Source organism: Actinomycetospora aurantiaca (genome assembly GCF_037401875.1).
In the GTDB taxonomy this organism is placed as follows: domain Bacteria; phylum Actinomycetota; class Actinomycetes; order Mycobacteriales; family Pseudonocardiaceae; genus Actinomycetospora; species Actinomycetospora aurantiaca.
This window is the reverse complement of record NZ_JBBEGN010000025.1, coordinates 1-16266: the sequence shown is the minus strand read 5'-3', so window position 1 is coordinate 16266 and position 16266 is coordinate 1. Positions and strand designations below refer to the sequence as shown.

The following is a 16266-nucleotide window of genomic DNA, read 5'->3' as shown; positions in this document are numbered from 1 at the left end:
TGAGGTCTGCTCAGAGCAGCCGGGTCACCGTCGGGACGATCTCGTCGTCGAAGCGCACCGGGGCGATCCGCACGACCTTCCCGGACTCCGGGGCCTCCACCATCTGGTCGTCGCCCAGGTAGAGCGCGACGTGGTGGATGCCGTCGGAGTCGGCCCAGAACAGCATGTCGCCCGGCCGGCGCTCGTCCAGCGGGACCTTCCGCCCGGCCTCGGCCTGATAGCCCGAGTAGTGCGGCAGCGGCTTCCCCACCCCCGCGAACGCGTAGATCATCAGCCCTGAGCAGTCGAACCCGATCTTGTCGAAGTCCCCGAAGGCGTCGGCGGTCCCGCCGTCGCGGATGCCCCGGGTGGGCCCGTCGCCGTCCCCGCCGCCCCACGCGTACGTCGTCCCGAGCTCGGAGAGGGCGCGGTCGATCACCACCTGCACGGGGTCCTCGGGCGCCTGACCCGTTCCCGACGCCGGGGCGGTGCCGGTCGGCGGGGCCGGGTCCGGGGTGGTGACGGCGGGAGCCCGCGCGAGCCGCTGCTGCGCGGCCGCCTTGCGGGCGGCCGCGGCGTCGTCCCGCGCCCGGTCGCGGTCGGCCTGGGCGGCCTCGGCCCGCCGGCGCTGGGCGGCGAGCGCGGTGTCGGAGGCCTCGAGGGTCGCGATCCGGGCCTGGGCGGCGTCGCGTCGGGCGGTCACGTCCGCGATCCGTCGCTGCTGCTCGGCGACGGCGGACTGCGCCGCGGCGAGCTGGTCGCGCGCGGTGCCCGCGGCGGCCGACGCGGCGGAGGCGGCCTCCTCGGCGTCCGCCGCGGCCGCACGGGCCCGGGAGTCGGCGTTCGCGGCGTCCACGCGGGCACGCTCGTAGCCGTCGAGGGCCGCGGTCTGTTCCGTCGAGATGATGCCCTGCAGCTGCAGGCGGTCGGCGACGTCGGTCGGCCCGTTCGTCCCGGCCAGCGCGGCCGCGACGCTGGCGGCGTCGGCCTGCTGGAACTGCGCGGCGACCCACGCGTCGACCCGGGCGCGCGCCGCCTCGGCCTCGCCGGCCACCCGGGCGGCGTCGGCCCGGGCAGCGTCGGCGGCCGTCCGGGTGGCCTGCACCCGGGCCTGCGCCGCGGTCTCGTCGGCGACCGCGCGGTTCGCGAGCTCGCGCCGGTGCCCGGCCGTCGCGGCCAGGTCGTCGAGCTGGGTCTCCAGCGTGGACAGCTGCCCGACGAGCCGGCCGACCTCGGCCGCCGGGCCTCCCGGAGGCGGCGGGTCCGTCTGGGCGAGGGCGGGCGACGAGAGCGCGAGCAGCAGGACGCCCGTCAGGACGGCCGCTCGCACCACCGCGTGACCTCCTCGTGACCGGCGTCCGACGGGCGGTAGTGGACCAGCTCGGGGAGACGGGGTGTCGGCACCACGCCGCCGTGGGCGTGTCGCGGCGTGAGCGGCGGCACCCGGTCCGGCCGACGTGATCGTCGTAACCTGGAAGGTGCTGGTCCGGGGGTGCGGGTGCGCCGTTCCGGGCCGTGCGCGAGACTCCCCGCGACAGGGGCTCGGCGCGGCCCTCGCGAGCGGCCGCCGACCCCGCCGGGACCACGACTGACCGGCCGCGGCGCGGGGCACCACATCCGCGGATCCGGCCGCCAGAGCAGCTGACACCGACGGGCTCCCACCACGGGCCCTCGGACGAGGAGGACAGGCGTGAGCGAAGAGGCCAGCGGAAGCGTCGACAGTTTCGGCGCGAAGGGCACCCTCGAGGTCGACGGCACCAGCTACGAGATCTTCCGGCTGAGCGCGGTGAAGGGTCACGAGCGCCTGCCGTTCAGCCTCAAGGTGCTCCTCGAGAACCTCCTGCGCACCGAGGACGGGCTCGTCACCACCCAGGACTCGATCAACGCGCTCGCGCAGTGGGACCCGCAGGCCGAGCCGGACACCGAGATCCAGTACGTGCCGGGCCGCGTGGTCATGCAGGACTTCACCGGCGTCCCCTGCATCGTCGACCTCGCGACGATGCGCGAGGCCGTCACCGAGCTCGGCGGCGACGCGTCCAGCGTCAACCCCCTCGCGCCCGCCGAGCTGGTCATCGACCACTCCGTCGTCGCGGACCTGTTCGGCACCCCGGACGCGTTCGAGCGCAACGTGGAGCTGGAGTACCAGCGCAACGAGGAGCGCTACAAGTTCCTGCGCTGGGGTCAGACGGCGTTCAACGAGTTCAAGGTCGTCCCGCCCGGCACCGGCATCGTCCACCAGGTCAACATCGAGCACCTGGCCCGCGTCGTGATGACCCGGAACGGCCAGGCCTACCCCGACACGCTCGTCGGGACCGACTCGCACACCACGATGGTCAACGGCCTGGGCGTGCTCGGCTGGGGCGTCGGCGGCATCGAGGCGGAGGCCGCGATGCTCGGCCAGCCGGTGTCGATGCTGATCCCGAAGGTCGTGGGCTTCCAGCTCTCCGGTGAGCTGCCCGCGGGCGCCACCGCCACCGACCTCGTCCTGACGATCACCGAGATGCTGCGCGAGCACGGCGTCGTCGGGAAGTTCGTCGAGTTCTACGGCGAGGGCGTCGGCGCGGTGCCGTTGGCCAACCGCGCCACGATCGGCAACATGAGCCCGGAGTTCGGCTCCACCTGCGCGATCTTCCCGATCGACGACGAGACGCTGACCTACCTGCGCTTCACCGGCCGCGACGAGGAGCAGGTGAAGCTCGTCGAGGCCTACTGCAAGGAGCAGGGCCTCTGGCACGACCCGTCCCACGAGGCGGACTACTCCGAGACCCTCTCGCTGGACCTCTCGACGGTGGTCCCCTCCATCGCCGGCCCGAAGCGCCCGCAGGACCGCATCCAGCTCGACTCCGCGAAGGAGTCGTTCCGGGCCTCGCTGCCGGACTACGTCGACGACGACGGGTCCGCGAGGTCGCAGTCCGAGCAGTCCGACGTCGAGTCGTTCCCGGCCTCCGACCCGCCCGCCGAGCACCCGAACGGCGACGCCGACAAGCCGGTCGTGCACCGCCAGCCCGCCGACCCGGGCGGCCGCGCGTCGAACCCGGTGCCGGTGACCCTCGAGGACGGCACGCAGCTCGAGCTCGACCACGGCGCCGTGACGATCGCCGCGATCACCTCGTGCACGAACACCTCGAACCCGTCGGTGATGATCGGGGCGGCCCTGCTGGCCCGCAACGCCGTCGACAAGGGCCTCGAGCGCCGTCCGTGGGTGAAGACGTCGCTGGCGCCCGGGTCCAAGGTCGTCATGGACTACTACGAGCGCTCAGGTCTGCTCCCCTACCTGGAGAAGCTGGGCTTCAACCTCGTCGGCTACGGCTGCACCACGTGCATCGGCAACTCCGGCCCGCTGCCCGAGGAGATCAGCGCCGCGGTCAACGAGAACGACCTCGCGGTCACCGCGGTCCTCTCCGGCAACCGGAACTTCGAGGGCCGCATCAACCCCGACGTCAAGATGAACTACCTGGCCAGCCCGCCGCTGGTGGTGGCCTACGCGCTCGCCGGGACGATGGACCTGGACCTCTCGACCGACCCGCTGGGCGAGGACGCGCAGGGCAACCCGGTGACGCTGGCCGACATCTGGCCCTCGCCGCAGGAGATCCAGGAGGTCATCGAGTCCTCGCTGTCCGCCGAGCAGTTCACCTCGCGCTACGCCGAGGTGTTCGCCGGTGACGAGCGGTGGACCTCGCTGCCCACGCCCGAGGGCGAGACGTTCACCTGGGACCCCGAGTCCACCTACGTCCGCAAGCCCCCGTACTTCGAGGGCATGGAGCGGGAGCCGTCCGCGGTGTCGGACATCGACGGCGCGCGCGTGCTGCTCAAGCTCGGCGACTCGGTCACCACGGACCACATCTCCCCCGCCGGTTCCATCAAGGCCGACTCCCCGGCCGGTCGCTACCTGCAGGAGCACGGGGTCGACCGCAAGGACTTCAACTCCTACGGCTCCCGGCGCGGGAACCACGAGGTGATGATCCGCGGGACGTTCGCCAACATCCGGCTGCGCAACCTCCTGCCCACCGGCGACGGCGGCTCGCTCGAGCAGGGTGGCTTCACCGCCGACTACACCGACGGCGGCACGCAGGCCGCGGTGTACGACGCGGCCCAGCACTACGCCGAGCAGGGCACCCCGCTCGTGGTCCTCGCGGGCAAGGAGTACGGCTCGGGCTCGTCGCGCGACTGGGCGGCCAAGGGCACGACGCTGCTGGGCGTCAAGGCCGTGATCGCCGAGTCCTACGAGCGCATCCACCGCTCGAACCTGGTGGGCATGGGCGTGCTGCCGCTGCAGTTCCCGCAGGGCGAGAACGCCGACTCGCTGGGCCTGACGGGCACGGAGACGTTCTCGATCTCCGGGGTCACGGCGCTCAACGACGGCGGCGTGCCCGACACGGTCCACGTGACGGCACAGGGTGACGGCGACCCGATCGAGTTCGACGCGCGCCTGCGCATCGACACCCCCGGTGAGGCGCACTACTACCTCAACGGCGGCATCCTGCCCTACGTCCTGCGCAAGATGCTGGGCTAGCCCGAGACGCTCGAGCGGGCCGTTCGTCACGATCCACCGTGACGAGCGGCCCGTTCGTCGTTCTCAGGCCCCCGACGACGGGTCCGGGTCGCGTTCCAGCAGCGCCCGGGCGGCCTCGGGGAGCTCCTCGAGGTCGTACTCGGCGAGCAGCCAGCCGATCTCGTCGTCGGACAGCGGTCCGTCCTGCTCCTCGAGGGCCTGTTCGAGGTGCGCGACGAACTCCGCCGCGGGGTCGTACTCCTCGGCCTCCAGCGCCGTGGTCCACACGTCGCCCAGGTCGGTGCCCTGCTCGACGGCCTGCAGGGGCACGGCGACGACGGTGGTCCCGACGACGACGTTCGGATAGGCCTGCACGCTGTCCGCGTCGGCCTCCCACCGCGCGCCCTCCCGGGTCTCGACGATCCGCCGGCCGAGCAGCAGGCCGAGGTCGAGGGCCAGCGAGGGGGTCGCGTCGTCGGCGGCCCGAGATGCGAACCACTCCCCGACCGCCCGCCACGACGCCTCGTCGGCGGCGTGCGGCAGTCCGAGGCGGTCGAGCAGCGCCGCGGCCTCGGCGACCCGCTCCGGCTCCGCGGCCAGGATGCGGGCGCACACCCGGCGCGACCGGGTGTCGTCGACCGTGGCTCCCGGCAGCTCGTGCCCGGCGTCGTAGGGCCGGTAGCCGGGCAGGTCGGCCGGGGTGGGGACGGTGCGGTAGACCGGCGTGCCGGGGATCCGCACCCAGGGCAGGAACGTCGACCAGAGCAGCTCGCGCACGGGTCTCACCCTGACACGTACCTCACTCGGCCGGTTCCTCGCCCCGTTCCGCCGCCGCGAGGGCCTCGGCGGCCGCCTGGTCCTCGCTCTTGCCGCGACGCCAGTAGCCGCAGAACTGGATGTCGCGCTTGTCCACGCCGCGCTCGCGGGTGAGGTGCCGCCGCAGCTCGCGGACGACGCCGGCCTCCCCCGCCAGCCACACGTAGGGACGCCCGCCCGGCAGCTCGGCCTGGCGCAGCACGTCGAGCAGCGCGGGGCCGCCGTGCACCCAGCTGGTCTCGACCGCACCCGTCGTCGGGAAGGTGCCGGTCTCGGCGGCCGAGGACACCGAGGCGATCACCTCGGCGTGCGTGCCGGCCGGCAGGGACTCGACGATCGCGGCCATCGCCGGCACCGCGGTCTCGTCGCCGACGAGCAGGACCGCGTCGTGCTCGTCGCGCGGCGCGTACAGGCCGTACGGACCGGTGAAGGCGACGCGGTCGCCGACGGCGGCGTCCCGCGCCCAGGTCGAGCCCGGGCCGTCGCCGTGCAGCACGAGGTCGACGTCGATCTCCACCCCGCCGGGGTGGTCGCGGCGGCGGCGCAGCGTGTAGGTCCGCATCGGCGGACGCTCGCCGTCGGGCATCGCGAGGTAGGAGCGGTACCAGCGGCCGATGTCGCCGTCGGCCGGGACCTCCGGCAGGGCCGGCACCTCCCCGCGGCCGAGCGGGAAGAACACCTTGAGGTAGCCGTCCGGGGCCGCGTGGGGCAGGTCGTCCAGGTCGGGGCCCCCGAGCGTCACCCGCACGACGGCGGGGCTGATCCGCCGCGCCTCGAGCACCTCGGCGTGACGCAGGGCGTACGGCGTACCGGTGGTGGTCGCCTCGGCGGTCATCATCACCCTCCTCGGGTCGGCGAACTTAGGCTAGCCTAACCGACCATGACGGACGCGGACCACCGGACGGTCACCCTCACCGGCGTGCCCGAGACGGCGCTGTGGACCCTGTTCAACCGCGCCGTCGACCCGACCTTCCCCGACCCGTGGGCCACCCGGCTCTGCGACGCGCTGGAGTACCCCTACCGGCAGCGGTTCGGGTCGCCCTCGCAGATGCACCCGCTGCGGGCGCGGGTGTTCGACGCGGAGACGATCGAGTTCCTCGACGCCGGCGGCGGGGCGGTCGTCGCGCTCGGTGAGGGACTGCAGACCTCCTACTGGCGGATCGGCCGCGAGGTGGCGTGGGTGTCGGTGGACCTGCCCGAGGTGCAGGCGCTCCGGGCGGCGCTCCTGCCGCCGGTCGGCATCCCGGTCGCGGGCTCGGCGCTCGACCTGGCCTGGACCGACGCGGTCCCCGACGACCTCCCGGTGCTGATCACCGCCGAGGGACTGCTGATGTACTTCACCGAGGCCGAGGCGCTGGGCCTGATCGCGGCGTGCGCGGCCCGCTTCCCCGGCGGGCGCATGCTGCTCGACACGATCCCGCCGTGGTTCAGCCGGCGGACCCTCGAGGGGCTCTCGCTCACCGAGCACTACCTGGCCCCTCCGATGCCGTGGGGCATCTCGGTCTCCGCGATGCGGCGACTCCGCGTGCCCGGGGTCGCGGCGGTGCGGGAACTGCCGTGGCCGTCCGGGCGCGGCGCCTTCCGCCGCCCGCTCCCGCAGCTGGCGATGCGCCTGCCGTGGGTCGGGAACCACCGCCCGGCCTTCTGGGCGTTGGACTTCTGCTCCTGACCGCCGATCATCGGACGGCGTGGACCTCTTCCTGACGACGGGACTGGTCGGGCGGCTCGCATGGTTGGTCGGCAACGGCGTCGAGGCCCGTCGCCGCACGATCGAGCGGTGGGCCGCGGACCCGCCGTCGTCGGTGTTCGAGCCGGGTCGGCCGCCGTTCTTCTACGCGCTGGTCGGGCCGCCGACGGTGGCCGCCACCGCCGGCGCCCTCGTGCGGCATCGGCGCGACCCGGTCGTCGGGGCCTCGGCCCTGGCCACGGCGCTCGCGTCGGCGGTCTCCGTCGTTCTCGTGCGCACCGTGGTCCTCCCGCTCCGGGAGGCGGCGACGGAGCAGGACCGACTCGTGGCCCGCTGGTTCGTGCTCAACCGCGCGCGGATGGCCGCGGTCGGCGTCGCGGTCGTCGCCGACATCTGTGTCATGGCGCGACGGTGAAGCGTCTGGCCGCCCTCGTCGCCGTCCTCACGATCGCTGGGTGCGCCCCGGACGTCGAGCGCACCGAGGTGGTGCGGGTGCCCTCGCCGGACGGGGCACTGGACGCGGTGGTGGTGCAGACCTCGGCCGGCGCCTCGACACCGTTCGGCTACCTCGTGACGGTGCCGCCGCACGGCTGTGCCGCGGCCGACGAGCCGGTGCTCCGGGTGGTGGGCGCGAGCCGCTCGGCCTCGGCGGCCGGTGTGACCGTGGCGTGGGTCGGGCCCCGGACGGTGCGCGTCGGCTGGCTCGACGCGCGGTTCCGGGACCCGGATGCGGACGTGGTGACGCTGGACGGCCCAGAGGGGCCGGTGAGTGTCGTCTCCGGGGCCGGGGCGTCCGACGCGACCGCTCCTCCGGGCGGGATGCCGCCGTCGACCGGGCCGGTCGAGGACTGCTGAGCCGCGAGACCGTCGGGAGTCCCGCGCGTCAGCGGGTGGCGAGCAGGGCCTCGATCTCGTCCACGGCCCGCCGCAGCTCGTCCGCGAAGCGCTCCATCTGCTCGCCGACGGCGGCGGGGGTGCTCAGGTGCACGATCCAGCGGTCGGGCAGCAGCACGTAGGCGACGCCGATGCACTGGGGGCTGGTGGAGCCGAAGCCGAAGACCCGCACGTTGACCGACGGGGCGGAGCTGGTCGAGAGGTAGTCGTCGCGCATGACGAGCCAGCCCGGCGAGGAGACGACCTCGAGCGGCTCGGTCGCCCCGAGCTCGGCGCCGCGACGCTGCTGGACGAGCGAGAGTTCCCAGAGGTGCTGCTCGGGCGCCTGCCCGGCCTGGCACTCGCGCGCCCGCCGTCCGTGGGCGTCGGCGGCGGCGGCGAGGGCGTCGCGCCGGGCGTCGTCGTCGGAGGCCGGGTCGTCCATCCCGTCGACGAACGCGAGGATCTCCCGGGTCACCACGCGCATGGCCTCGGTGCGCCCGTGGTGGAACTGCAGGGTGGCGATGGACTCGTAGGTCGCGCCGGTGAAGCCCTTCGCGCGGCGGTGGGCGAGCTGGTACGCGAGCTGGGCGAAGGCGTCCGGGGACACCCCGAGCGCCTTGACGCGGTCGCTGCCGTGCTCGTCGAACACGACCAGGCCGGTGGCGACGGAGTCGGCGAACGCGTGGAAGTCCTCGCCGGCCTCCCGGATGTCGGCGGCCCGGTCGTCGGTGAGCTCGAACCGGATCTCCCGGGTCGCGGGCTCCCCCTGCTCCCGGGCACCGAGCCGGTCGGCGTGCTCGGCGGTCGACGCGGCGAAGATGCCGTCGACGAGGGCGAGCACCGTCGTCCCGTCGAGACGGCAGTGCTCGGTGTTGATCCCGGCCTCGCCGTCGGCGAACACGACGAACGTGACGGCCTTGTCGAACCAGCGGTTCGCGGCGTCGCCGGCGAGGAGCTCCCGGCCGCGCGTCCGGTCGTCGGGGGGCGCCCCGTCCTCCAGGCTCACGCAGAACAGCGCGGTCTCGATCTCGGCGAGGGCGGCGGCGTTGGCCGGGTGCTCGTCGAGCAGGGCCTGCCGGCTCCGGGCCCACGGGGCGCGGGCCTTCGTGGTCAGCCGCCCGACGCCGGGCCCGGGGTCGGAGCTCCCGGCGAGCAGCCCACGCAGCGCGTCCGCGATCTCGGCGGCGGTGTGCGGCGTCCCGTCCGCACCGAGCACGTCGAGCCGGACCGCGTGGCCCCGGACGAACACCACCACGTGGCGCTCCCGCGACGGGCCGGGCCAGGCGTCCGTGTAGGGCGTGCGCGCGGTGTCCTGCTCCTCGGCGGGGATGCGCGTGGCCGAGAACAGGAACTTGTGCTGCTCCATGGTCATCGGTTCGCCGCGGCGGCGGGCGGGCGGCAGCGCCCCGGTGTCGACCTGCCGCTGGTGGTCCAGCGCGCCGAGGACGAGGCCGGCGGCCCGGCCCGCCTGGTCCTGCTCGGCGGGATCGCTGCTCGCCCGGAAGAGGAAGAAGAAGTTCGCGTTCAGCGCGATGCGGTCGCGGCGGCCCAGGTAGCGCGACTCCCAGAACTCGTCGAGCCAGCTGTGGGTGCCGGGTGCGGTCGCGTACTCCTCCAGCGCCGCCTGCAGCACCGGCCCGGGGCCGTCGGTCCGCAGGAGCTGGTCCACGGCCGCGCGGGTCGCGGACCGTTGCTCGTCGTCGAGCAGCGGCGAGCTCCACGCGAGGAACCGGTCCGCGGAGTCGGCCAGGGCGGGGACGGGCACACGCGGGAGGTCGTCCTCCAGGGCGAACGTGCTGGGGGTGCTGGGGGTGCTGGGGGTGCCGTCCGGCATGGGAGTCCTCCGGGTGGTCGGGCGGGTGTCAGTCCAGCAGGGCGTCGCTGCGCGCCGTCGCGCCGGCGAGGTGCACGGGCGCGACCCGGCCGAAGAGCTGGCGCGTCCGGGCCGGCGAACCCACCACGCCTGGGCGGTCGCTGTAGGCCAGGATCGCCGTGTGCCGCGCGGTGGCGCCCCGCACGGTCGTCACGCGGTGCAGCGCGAAGCGGCCGCGGAAGAGCTGCAGGTCCCCCGGACGCAGGTCGATGTGCCGGACCGGCGCCCGGTCGCCGTCGAGCACCGCCCGGACCGCCGCGAGGTTCTCCTGGCCCGGAGCCCGGATGCCGGGGCAGTACTCGAACGTCCCGCCGGCCTCCGGGGCCCGGGTGAGCAGGCTGACCGCGACCTCGTTGGTGTCGAAGTGCCACGGGTGGTCGTCGCCCGGTGCGACGACGTTCAGGGTGAGCCCGGAGAACGGGTCGTCGAGGGGGTGGATCGCGGGGAGCTCGAAGCACGCGGCGAGCAGGGCGGCCAGGCCCGGGTCGGCGTAGAGCCGCTGGACCACGTGGCCGGGCGGGATGTGGTCGCGGGCCACGAAGGCGTTGCGGCGCGCCAGGACGACGGCGGCGGGGTGGTCCGCGGGCAGCGTCGGGTCGGGGTCGGTGTTGTAGACGTTGACCTGCGCGACGGTGGCGTGGGCCCGGGGCGCCACCGCCTCGCCCTCGGCGCGCAGGCGGTCGCGCAGCTCCGGCCGCACCACGTCGCGCAGCACCGTCGCACCGGTCGACCGCAGGTCCTCGCGGGCGCGTCCGACCACCTCGACCCAGCGGGGGCTCCCCGGGGTGTCGAGCGGGTAACGAGCCCGGTCCACCACGTCGATCACGCTCGAGCCCCCTCCGTCGGCGTCCCAGCCTAGGGGCCGGGACGATCACGGACACCTGCCCGGGAGGCCCGTCGATCACCCGTCGTCGAGGAGGTCCGCGAGGTGCCGGGCGGGGTCGGCGAGGAAGGCGCGAGTGAGCACGACGGGCATCGCCGCGTCGTAGGCGACGGCCTGCCAGGCGCCGCCGTCGTCGAGCTCGAGGATCCGCGCGTCCGGGACGGCGAGCAGGATCGGCGAGTGCGTGGCGATCACGAACTGCGCGCCGCGCCGGGCGAGATCGTGGATCCGGGCGAGCACCGCCATCGCGCCCTGCGGGGACAGCGCGGCCTCGGGCTCGTCGAGCAGGTAGAGGCCGTCGGGGCGGAACCGGTGGACGAACAGGTCGAGGAAGGACTCGCCGTGCGACCGCTCGTGCAGCGGCACGCCGCCGTACCCGCCGACGACCGACGCGCCCGGCCCGTCCTCCCGGTCCAGCCGGTCGATCTCGGAGACGACGTTGAAGAAGCTCTCGGCCCGCAGGAAGAAGCTGGAGCGCGGCTTCCGGCGGCCCCGCCGCACCACCAGGGCCTCGCCGAGCGAGGAGTGGGCGTCGGCGGTGGCGAACCGGAAGTTCGGCGAGCCGCCCTCCGCGTTCAGACCCACCGCGACGGCGAGGGCCTCGACCAGCGTCGACTTCCCCGAGCCGTTGTGGCCGACCAGGAACGTGACGGGCCGGTCGAGGCCGAGCCCGCCGGTGTCGCGCAGCGCGCGTACCACCGGCAGGTCGTACGGGTAGCCCTCGGACCCGGCGTCGGGACCGAGCCGGACGTGCTGCACGAACACGTCGGACGACCCGGGTGGCGGTGCCTCGTCGGCGCCGGTCACCCGGGTCCGGCCGGGGCCGCGGGCGGGGCTCACGGTCCGGGCGTCACACCCCGCGCCGGATGAAGTCGGCGCAGCGCTCGCCGATCATCATCGTCGTGATGCACGGGTTGACCGTGATCAGGTCCGGCATCACCGAGCCGTCCGCCACCCGCAGCCCGTCGACGCCCTTGACCTGCAGCGTCGGGGTCACCGGGGCCATCCGGTCGTCCTCGGCGCCCATCTTCACCGTGCAGGACGGGTGGTAGACGGTGTTGTGGGTCTTGCGGATGTACTCGAAGAGCTCCTCGTCGGTCGAGTCCTGCTCCCCCGGCGCGAGCTCCTTGCCCACCCAGTCGGCCAGCGCCGGCGCCGCCGCGATCTCCCGGGCGACGCGGATGCCGCGGATCATCACCTCGCGGTCGTGGTCGTGGGAGAAGTACCGCGGGTCGACCTTGGGCTTGTCGTGGAAGTCGCGCGACGACAGCCGCACGGTGCCCTTGGACTGCGCGCCGGTCACGTTCGGCGTGAGGCAGAACGTGTTCTCCGAGGTCGGGTAGCCGTAGCGCACGATGTTCAGGTCGAACGGCACCGAGCCGTAGTGGAACATCAGGTCCGGCGTGGTCCGGCCCTCGGAGCCGGCGAAGATGCCGATCTGCCACCACTGCGTCGACGCCGTCGGCATCGGTTGCAGGGCCTCCCACTGCACGAGGCCCTCGGGGTGGTCCTGCAGGTTCTCGCCCACGCCCGGGGCGTCGACCAGCACCTCGATCCCGACCTCGCGCAGGTGCTCCGCCGGGCCGATCCCGGAGAGCATCAGCAGCTTGGGGCCGTCGATCGCACCGGCCGAGAGCACGGTCTCTCGCCGGGCCGTCACCTCCAGCGCACGCCGCTGGTCCGGCGTCCGCAGGCGCGCACCGGTGATCCGCGGGCGGGGGCCCGAGGTGTCGATGGTGAGCTTCTCCGCCCGGTAGCCCGTCAGCACCGTCAGGTTCGGCCGGTCGAGGTTCGGGTGGATGTAGGCGGTCGAGGCCGAGGAGCGGGTGCCGTCCGGGTTCGCGTTGACCTGGAACCAGTTCGCGCCGCGCACCACGGTGCGGCCGGTGTTGAACGGCGTGGTCGGGAGCCCGACCTGCTCGCAGGCCCGCAGCAGCGCCTCGCCGCACGGGTCCTGGTCGCCGACGGTCCGGATCGTCACCGGGCCGTCCGTCCCGCGGCCGGGAGCGTCTGCGTGCTCGGCGCCGTCCAGCGCCGTCTCGAGCTTGCGGTAGAAGGGGTAGCACTCGTCGGCCGACCAGCCGGTCGCGCCGCCGGCCGCCCAGTCGTCCAGGTTCTCCCGCGGCGCCCAGTAGGCGATCGCGGAGTTGTGCGAGGAGCACCCGCCCAGCACCTTCGCGCGGGCGTGGCGCATCCACGAGTTGCCGGACTCCTGGGGCTCGATCGGGTAGTCCCAGTCGTAGCCGGACTCGAGGAGCTCCATCCAGCGGGACAGGTCCAGGATCGCGTCGTCGCCGACGTCGGAGGGCCCGGCCTCGATCAGGCACACGTGCACGTCGGCGTCCTCGGACAGCCGGGCGGCCACCGCGCAGCCCGCGGTGCCGCCGCCGACGATGACGTAGTCGAACTCGGTCTCCATGCTCACGCCTCCGCGACGGGGGTGTCGATGGTGGTCTCGCGCGCGTGCGCGGCGACGACGCCGGTCTTGTGCCGTTGCACGGTCCAGTAGTAGGCGAAGCCGGCGCCCAGGATCACCCCGGGCAGCAGCACCCCGCCCCACTGCAGGTACCAGTGGAAGGGCTCCGAGGCGTTGTAGACCTCGTTGCGCGGCCACGCCAGGTTCACCGTCATGAACCCGCCCCAGAGGACGGCCAGGACGTTCACCGGGATGCCCCAGCGGCCCAGCGAGAACGCGCCCTCGCGCGGCTGCCAGTCGCCGCGCAGGCGCTTGAGCAACAGCGGCACCGTCACCAGCAGGTAGGCCGTGTAGATCATGATGATCGCGATCGAGGTGACCACGGTGTAGATCTGCGGGCTGAACGTGACGAACAGCAGGACGATCGCCAGCACGCCGATCACCACCGACGCGACCACCGGCGTGCCGAACCGCGGACTGATCGAGCACAGCTTGGCCCCGGCCGGCAGGTTGTTGTCCCGGCTCATCGCGAACGCCAGCCGGATGGCGGCGGCGTGCACCGCGAGCGCGCAGACCACCACGGCGATGACGACGGCCACGAGGATGACCGACCCGCCGACCGGTCCGAGCACGGCGAGGATCAGGGCCTGCAGCCCCCCGAGCGAGCTGAACGCGGGATCGGCCAGATCGGGCGCCGACATCAGGGCGAACAGCAGGATGAGCCCGCCGAGCAGGAACGAGAAGAACAGCGCCCGCAGGATCGCCTTCGGGGCGTTGCGCCGCGGGTCGTGCGACTCCTCGGCCAGCGACGACGCCGTGTCGAACCCGTACATGACGTAGAGCGAGGCGAACATCGCGACGAGGAAGGCGCCCGCGTACCCGAGCGGCCGGCCGGACGCGTCGATGCCTCCGGTGTCGAGCACGATCTGCGGGCCGCGCACGATGTTGATCGCGAGCAGGACGATCAGCAGCACCGCCGCGATCAGCTCGATGAACACGCCCGCGGCGTTGATCTGGGCCATCAGCTTGGTGCCGAACGCGTTGATCGCGGTGGTGAACACGATGAGCAGCGCCGCGAGGATGACGCCGTTGAGGGCCTGCGCCCCGGTGTCGTCGTCACCGGACATCGGGATGAACTGGAACCCCGACCACAGCTCGGGCAGCGTCGCCTGCAGCGCCAGCGCGACCGCGGCGATCGAGACGATCGACGCGGTCAGCATCGTCCAGCCGGCCAGCCACGACACGTGCGGGCTGGTCAGGCGCTTCGTCCAGTTGTAGATCGACCCGGCGACCGGGAACCGGGCGGCGAGCTCGCAGAAGCACAGCGCCACCATCAGCTGGCCGAGGAACACCAATGGCCACGACCACCAGTAGGCCGGCCCGCCGGAGCCCAGCCCGAAGTAGAAGAGCTGGAACGTCCCCGTGAGGATCGAGATGTAACTGATCCCGGCCGCGAACGTGTGGAAGCTGCCGAGCGAGCGGACGAGGCTGGGCTTGTACCCGAACTCGTCGATGTCCTGGCTGTCGGTGCTGTCGGTGCTGGTCACGAACCACTCCCTGGTGTGGAGGAGGGGAACCACCCGGTCGGCCCTGGCCGGGTGTTGGTCCAGATGTGCTTGGCCTCCTGGTACTCCGCGAGGCCGGCGCGCCCGAGCTCGCGGCCGAAGCCGGAGTGGCCGAAGCCGCCCCACTCGGCGGCGGGCACGTAGGGCCCGAAGTCGTTGATCCACACGGTGCCGTGGCGCAGCCGCCCGGCGACCTCCTCGCACACCCCGTGGTCGGCCGAGAAGACCGCACCGGCGAGGCCGTACTCGGTGTCGTTGGCGATGCGGACGGCGTCGTCGAGGTCGGTGAAGGTCTCGACGGTCAGCACCGGCCCGAACGACTCCTCGTGCACCACCGACATGTCCTGGGTGCAGCGGTCCAGGATCGTCGGGGGGTAGTAGAAGCCGTCCGCGAGGCGGGGGTCGGTCGGGCGTTCCCCGCCGCAGCGCAGCACCGCGCCCTCGGCGATGCCCCGCGCGACGTAGGCCTCGACCTTGTCGCGGTGGGCGGCGGAGATCAGCGGGCCGGTCTCGGTGGCCGGGTCGTCCGGCCCGCCCAGCACGATGCGCTGCGCCCGCGCGACGAGGTCGTCGACGACCCGGTCGTGGGCGGACTCCTCGACCACCAGCCGCGCACCGGCGGAGCACACCTGCCCGGAGTGCAGGAAGATCGCGGTCAGGGCGTTGTCGACGGCGGTCTCGTGGTCGGCGTCGGCGAAGCACACGAACGGGTTCTTCCCGCCGAGCTCGAGGGCGACCTTCTTCACCGTCGCCGCGGCGTTGGCCATCAGGGTGCGCCCGGTGGCCAGGCCCCCGGTGAAGCTGACCATGTCCACGCGCGGGTCGGTCGACAGCGGGCCACCCGCCGTCGCACCCGCCCCGAGCACCAGGTTCCCGACGCCGGCGGGCAGGCCGGCCTCGGCCAGCAGCTCCATCAGGATGATCGCGGTGTGCGGGGTGAGCTCGCTGGGCTTGAGCACGAACGTGCACCCGGCGCCGACGGCCGGGGCGACCTTCCAGGCGGTCTGCAGCAGCGGGTAGTTCCACGGCGTGATCAGCCCGCACACGCCGACGGGCTCGTGCACGACCTTGCTGCGGGCGTCCGGCATCCCGGTGTCGACCAGCCGGCCGTCGTCGGTGGCCGCGAGGTTCCCGAACCACCGGAAGCAGTTCGTGATGTCGTCCATGTCGATCTCGGACTCGACCAGCCGCTTGCCGGTGTCGCGGGTCTCGGCCTCCGCGAGCCGCGCCTTGTCCCGCTGCAGCAGCTCGGCCACGCGCAGCAGCAGCGCGCCGCGCTCGGCGGCCGGGACCCGCGACCACCGGCCGTCGTCGAACGCGGCCCGGGCCACCCCGATCGCGCGCTCGGTGTCGACGGCGGTCGCCTCGCTGACCTCGGCGACCAGCCGGCCGTCCGCCGGGCAGCGGATCTCGCGGCGTCCGCCCTCGGCGGCGTCGGTCCACGCTCCGTCGATGTACAGCTGCCCCACGCGGTGCGCCTCCTCGAAGTAGTCACCCGGATGCTCCGATCCGGGTACCGACAGCTCACGATGATGTCACCTCCCGCCGTCTTGTGAAGGTCTCGACTCCGCGGTCGGGTCCGGTGGGTACGCGGGTGGATGGGCACAGCGGTGGTCGTCGGCGCGGGCATCGGCGGGCTCGCGGCGGCTTGCGGGCTCGTGCGGTCGGGGTGGGACGTG

13 protein-coding genes are annotated in these 16266 nt (G+C 73.6%); 4 read left to right on the top strand and 9 right to left on the bottom strand.

The genetic code is table 11. From position 1 onward, the window contains the following. Positions 1–10: 10 nt before the first annotated feature. Positions 11–1312 carry an NlpC/P60 family protein gene (locus tag WCD74_RS27770; protein WP_337698160.1) on the bottom strand — a complete coding sequence of 434 codons (1302 nt, stop codon included), beginning with the start codon at positions 1310–1312 and terminating at the stop codon, positions 11–13. A gap of 357 nt (positions 1313–1669) precedes the next feature. On the opposite strand from WCD74_RS27770, the gene WCD74_RS27765 reads away from it, so the two are divergent. Then, positions 1670–4492: an aconitate hydratase gene (locus WCD74_RS27765; RefSeq protein WP_337698159.1), complete on the top strand. Its 2823-nt coding sequence runs from the start codon at positions 1670–1672 to the stop codon at positions 4490–4492. Positions 4493–4555: 63 nt separating this feature from the next. Here WCD74_RS27765 and WCD74_RS27760 read toward each other — a convergent pair whose 3' ends face one another. Together WCD74_RS27760 and WCD74_RS27755 are read right to left on the bottom strand one after the other, a co-directional pair. Continuing rightward, positions 4556–5248, bottom strand: coding sequence for a hypothetical protein (locus WCD74_RS27760; protein ID WP_337698158.1), 693 nt, complete (start codon positions 5246–5248; stop codon positions 4556–4558). Between the two features lie 22 nt (positions 5249–5270). Next, entirely contained in the window at positions 5271–6122 is an 852-nt protein-coding gene (locus WCD74_RS27755) for a siderophore-interacting protein (protein WP_337698157.1), read from the bottom strand. 45 nt (positions 6123–6167) lie between these two features. Between WCD74_RS27755 and WCD74_RS27750 the strand changes: the two genes are divergently transcribed. Genes WCD74_RS27750 through WCD74_RS27740 form a run of 3 tightly spaced genes read left to right on the top strand, consistent with a single transcriptional unit; the run spans position 6168 to position 7829 of the window. After that, on the top strand, positions 6168–6956 hold the full coding sequence (locus tag WCD74_RS27750; RefSeq protein WP_337698156.1) for a class I SAM-dependent methyltransferase: 789 nt from the start codon (positions 6168–6170) through the stop codon (positions 6954–6956). Positions 6957–6975: 19 nt separating this feature from the next. Continuing rightward, positions 6976–7389 (top strand): hypothetical protein, encoded by a 414-nt coding sequence (locus tag WCD74_RS27745; RefSeq protein WP_337698155.1) that lies wholly within the window; start codon positions 6976–6978, stop codon positions 7387–7389. Then, a complete protein-coding gene (locus WCD74_RS27740) occupies positions 7386–7829 on the top strand; it encodes a hypothetical protein (protein ID WP_337698154.1) in 444 nt (147 codons plus the stop codon). The genes WCD74_RS27745 and WCD74_RS27740 overlap by 4 nt, the downstream gene beginning before the upstream one ends. A 28-nt stretch (positions 7830–7857) precedes the next feature. Here the strand turns inward: WCD74_RS27740 and WCD74_RS27735 are convergent, their stop codons facing one another. From WCD74_RS27735 to WCD74_RS27710, 6 genes are all read right to left on the bottom strand, one after another. Next, a complete protein-coding gene (locus WCD74_RS27735) occupies positions 7858–9684 on the bottom strand; it encodes a choline/carnitine O-acyltransferase (RefSeq protein ID WP_337698153.1) in 1827 nt (608 codons plus the stop codon). Between the two features lie 28 nt (positions 9685–9712). Beyond that, positions 9713–10540 carry a HalD/BesD family halogenase gene (locus WCD74_RS27730; RefSeq protein ID WP_337698213.1) on the bottom strand — a complete coding sequence of 276 codons (828 nt, stop codon included), beginning with the start codon at positions 10538–10540 and terminating at the stop codon, positions 9713–9715. A gap of 84 nt (positions 10541–10624) precedes the next feature. Beyond that, positions 10625–11446, bottom strand: a complete 822-nt coding sequence (locus WCD74_RS27725) for an AAA family ATPase (RefSeq protein ID WP_337698152.1) — start codon at positions 11444–11446, stop codon at positions 10625–10627. A 10-nt stretch (positions 11447–11456) separates the two neighbouring features. After that, on the bottom strand, positions 11457–13025 hold the full coding sequence (locus tag WCD74_RS27720; RefSeq protein WP_337698151.1) for a GMC family oxidoreductase: 1569 nt from the start codon (positions 13023–13025) through the stop codon (positions 11457–11459). Between the two features lie 2 nt (positions 13026–13027). Continuing rightward, the gene (locus WCD74_RS27715) at positions 13028–14569 is read right to left on the bottom strand and encodes an APC family permease (protein WP_337698150.1); all 1542 of its coding nucleotides are present in this window, start codon (positions 14567–14569) and stop codon (positions 13028–13030) included. Further along, positions 14566–16056, bottom strand: a complete 1491-nt coding sequence (locus tag WCD74_RS27710; protein WP_337698149.1) for an aldehyde dehydrogenase family protein — start codon at positions 16054–16056, stop codon at positions 14566–14568. The genes WCD74_RS27715 and WCD74_RS27710 overlap by 4 nt, the downstream gene beginning before the upstream one ends. Positions 16057–16266 lie beyond the last annotated feature (210 nt).

Coding starts and splice junctions, on each gene's coding strand:
- WCD74_RS27755 (WP_337698157.1), bottom strand. CDS start 6,122: ATGACCGCCGAGGCGACCACCACCGGTACGCCGTACGCCCTGCGTCAC.
- WCD74_RS27750 (WP_337698156.1), top strand. CDS start 6,168: ATGACGGACGCGGACCACCGGACGGTCACCCTCACCGGCGTGCCCGAG.
- WCD74_RS27735 (WP_337698153.1), bottom strand. CDS start 9,684: ATGCCGGACGGCACCCCCAGCACCCCCAGCACCCCCAGCACGTTCGCC.
- WCD74_RS27720 (WP_337698151.1), bottom strand. CDS start 13,025: ATGGAGACCGAGTTCGACTACGTCATCGTCGGCGGCGGCACCGCGGGC.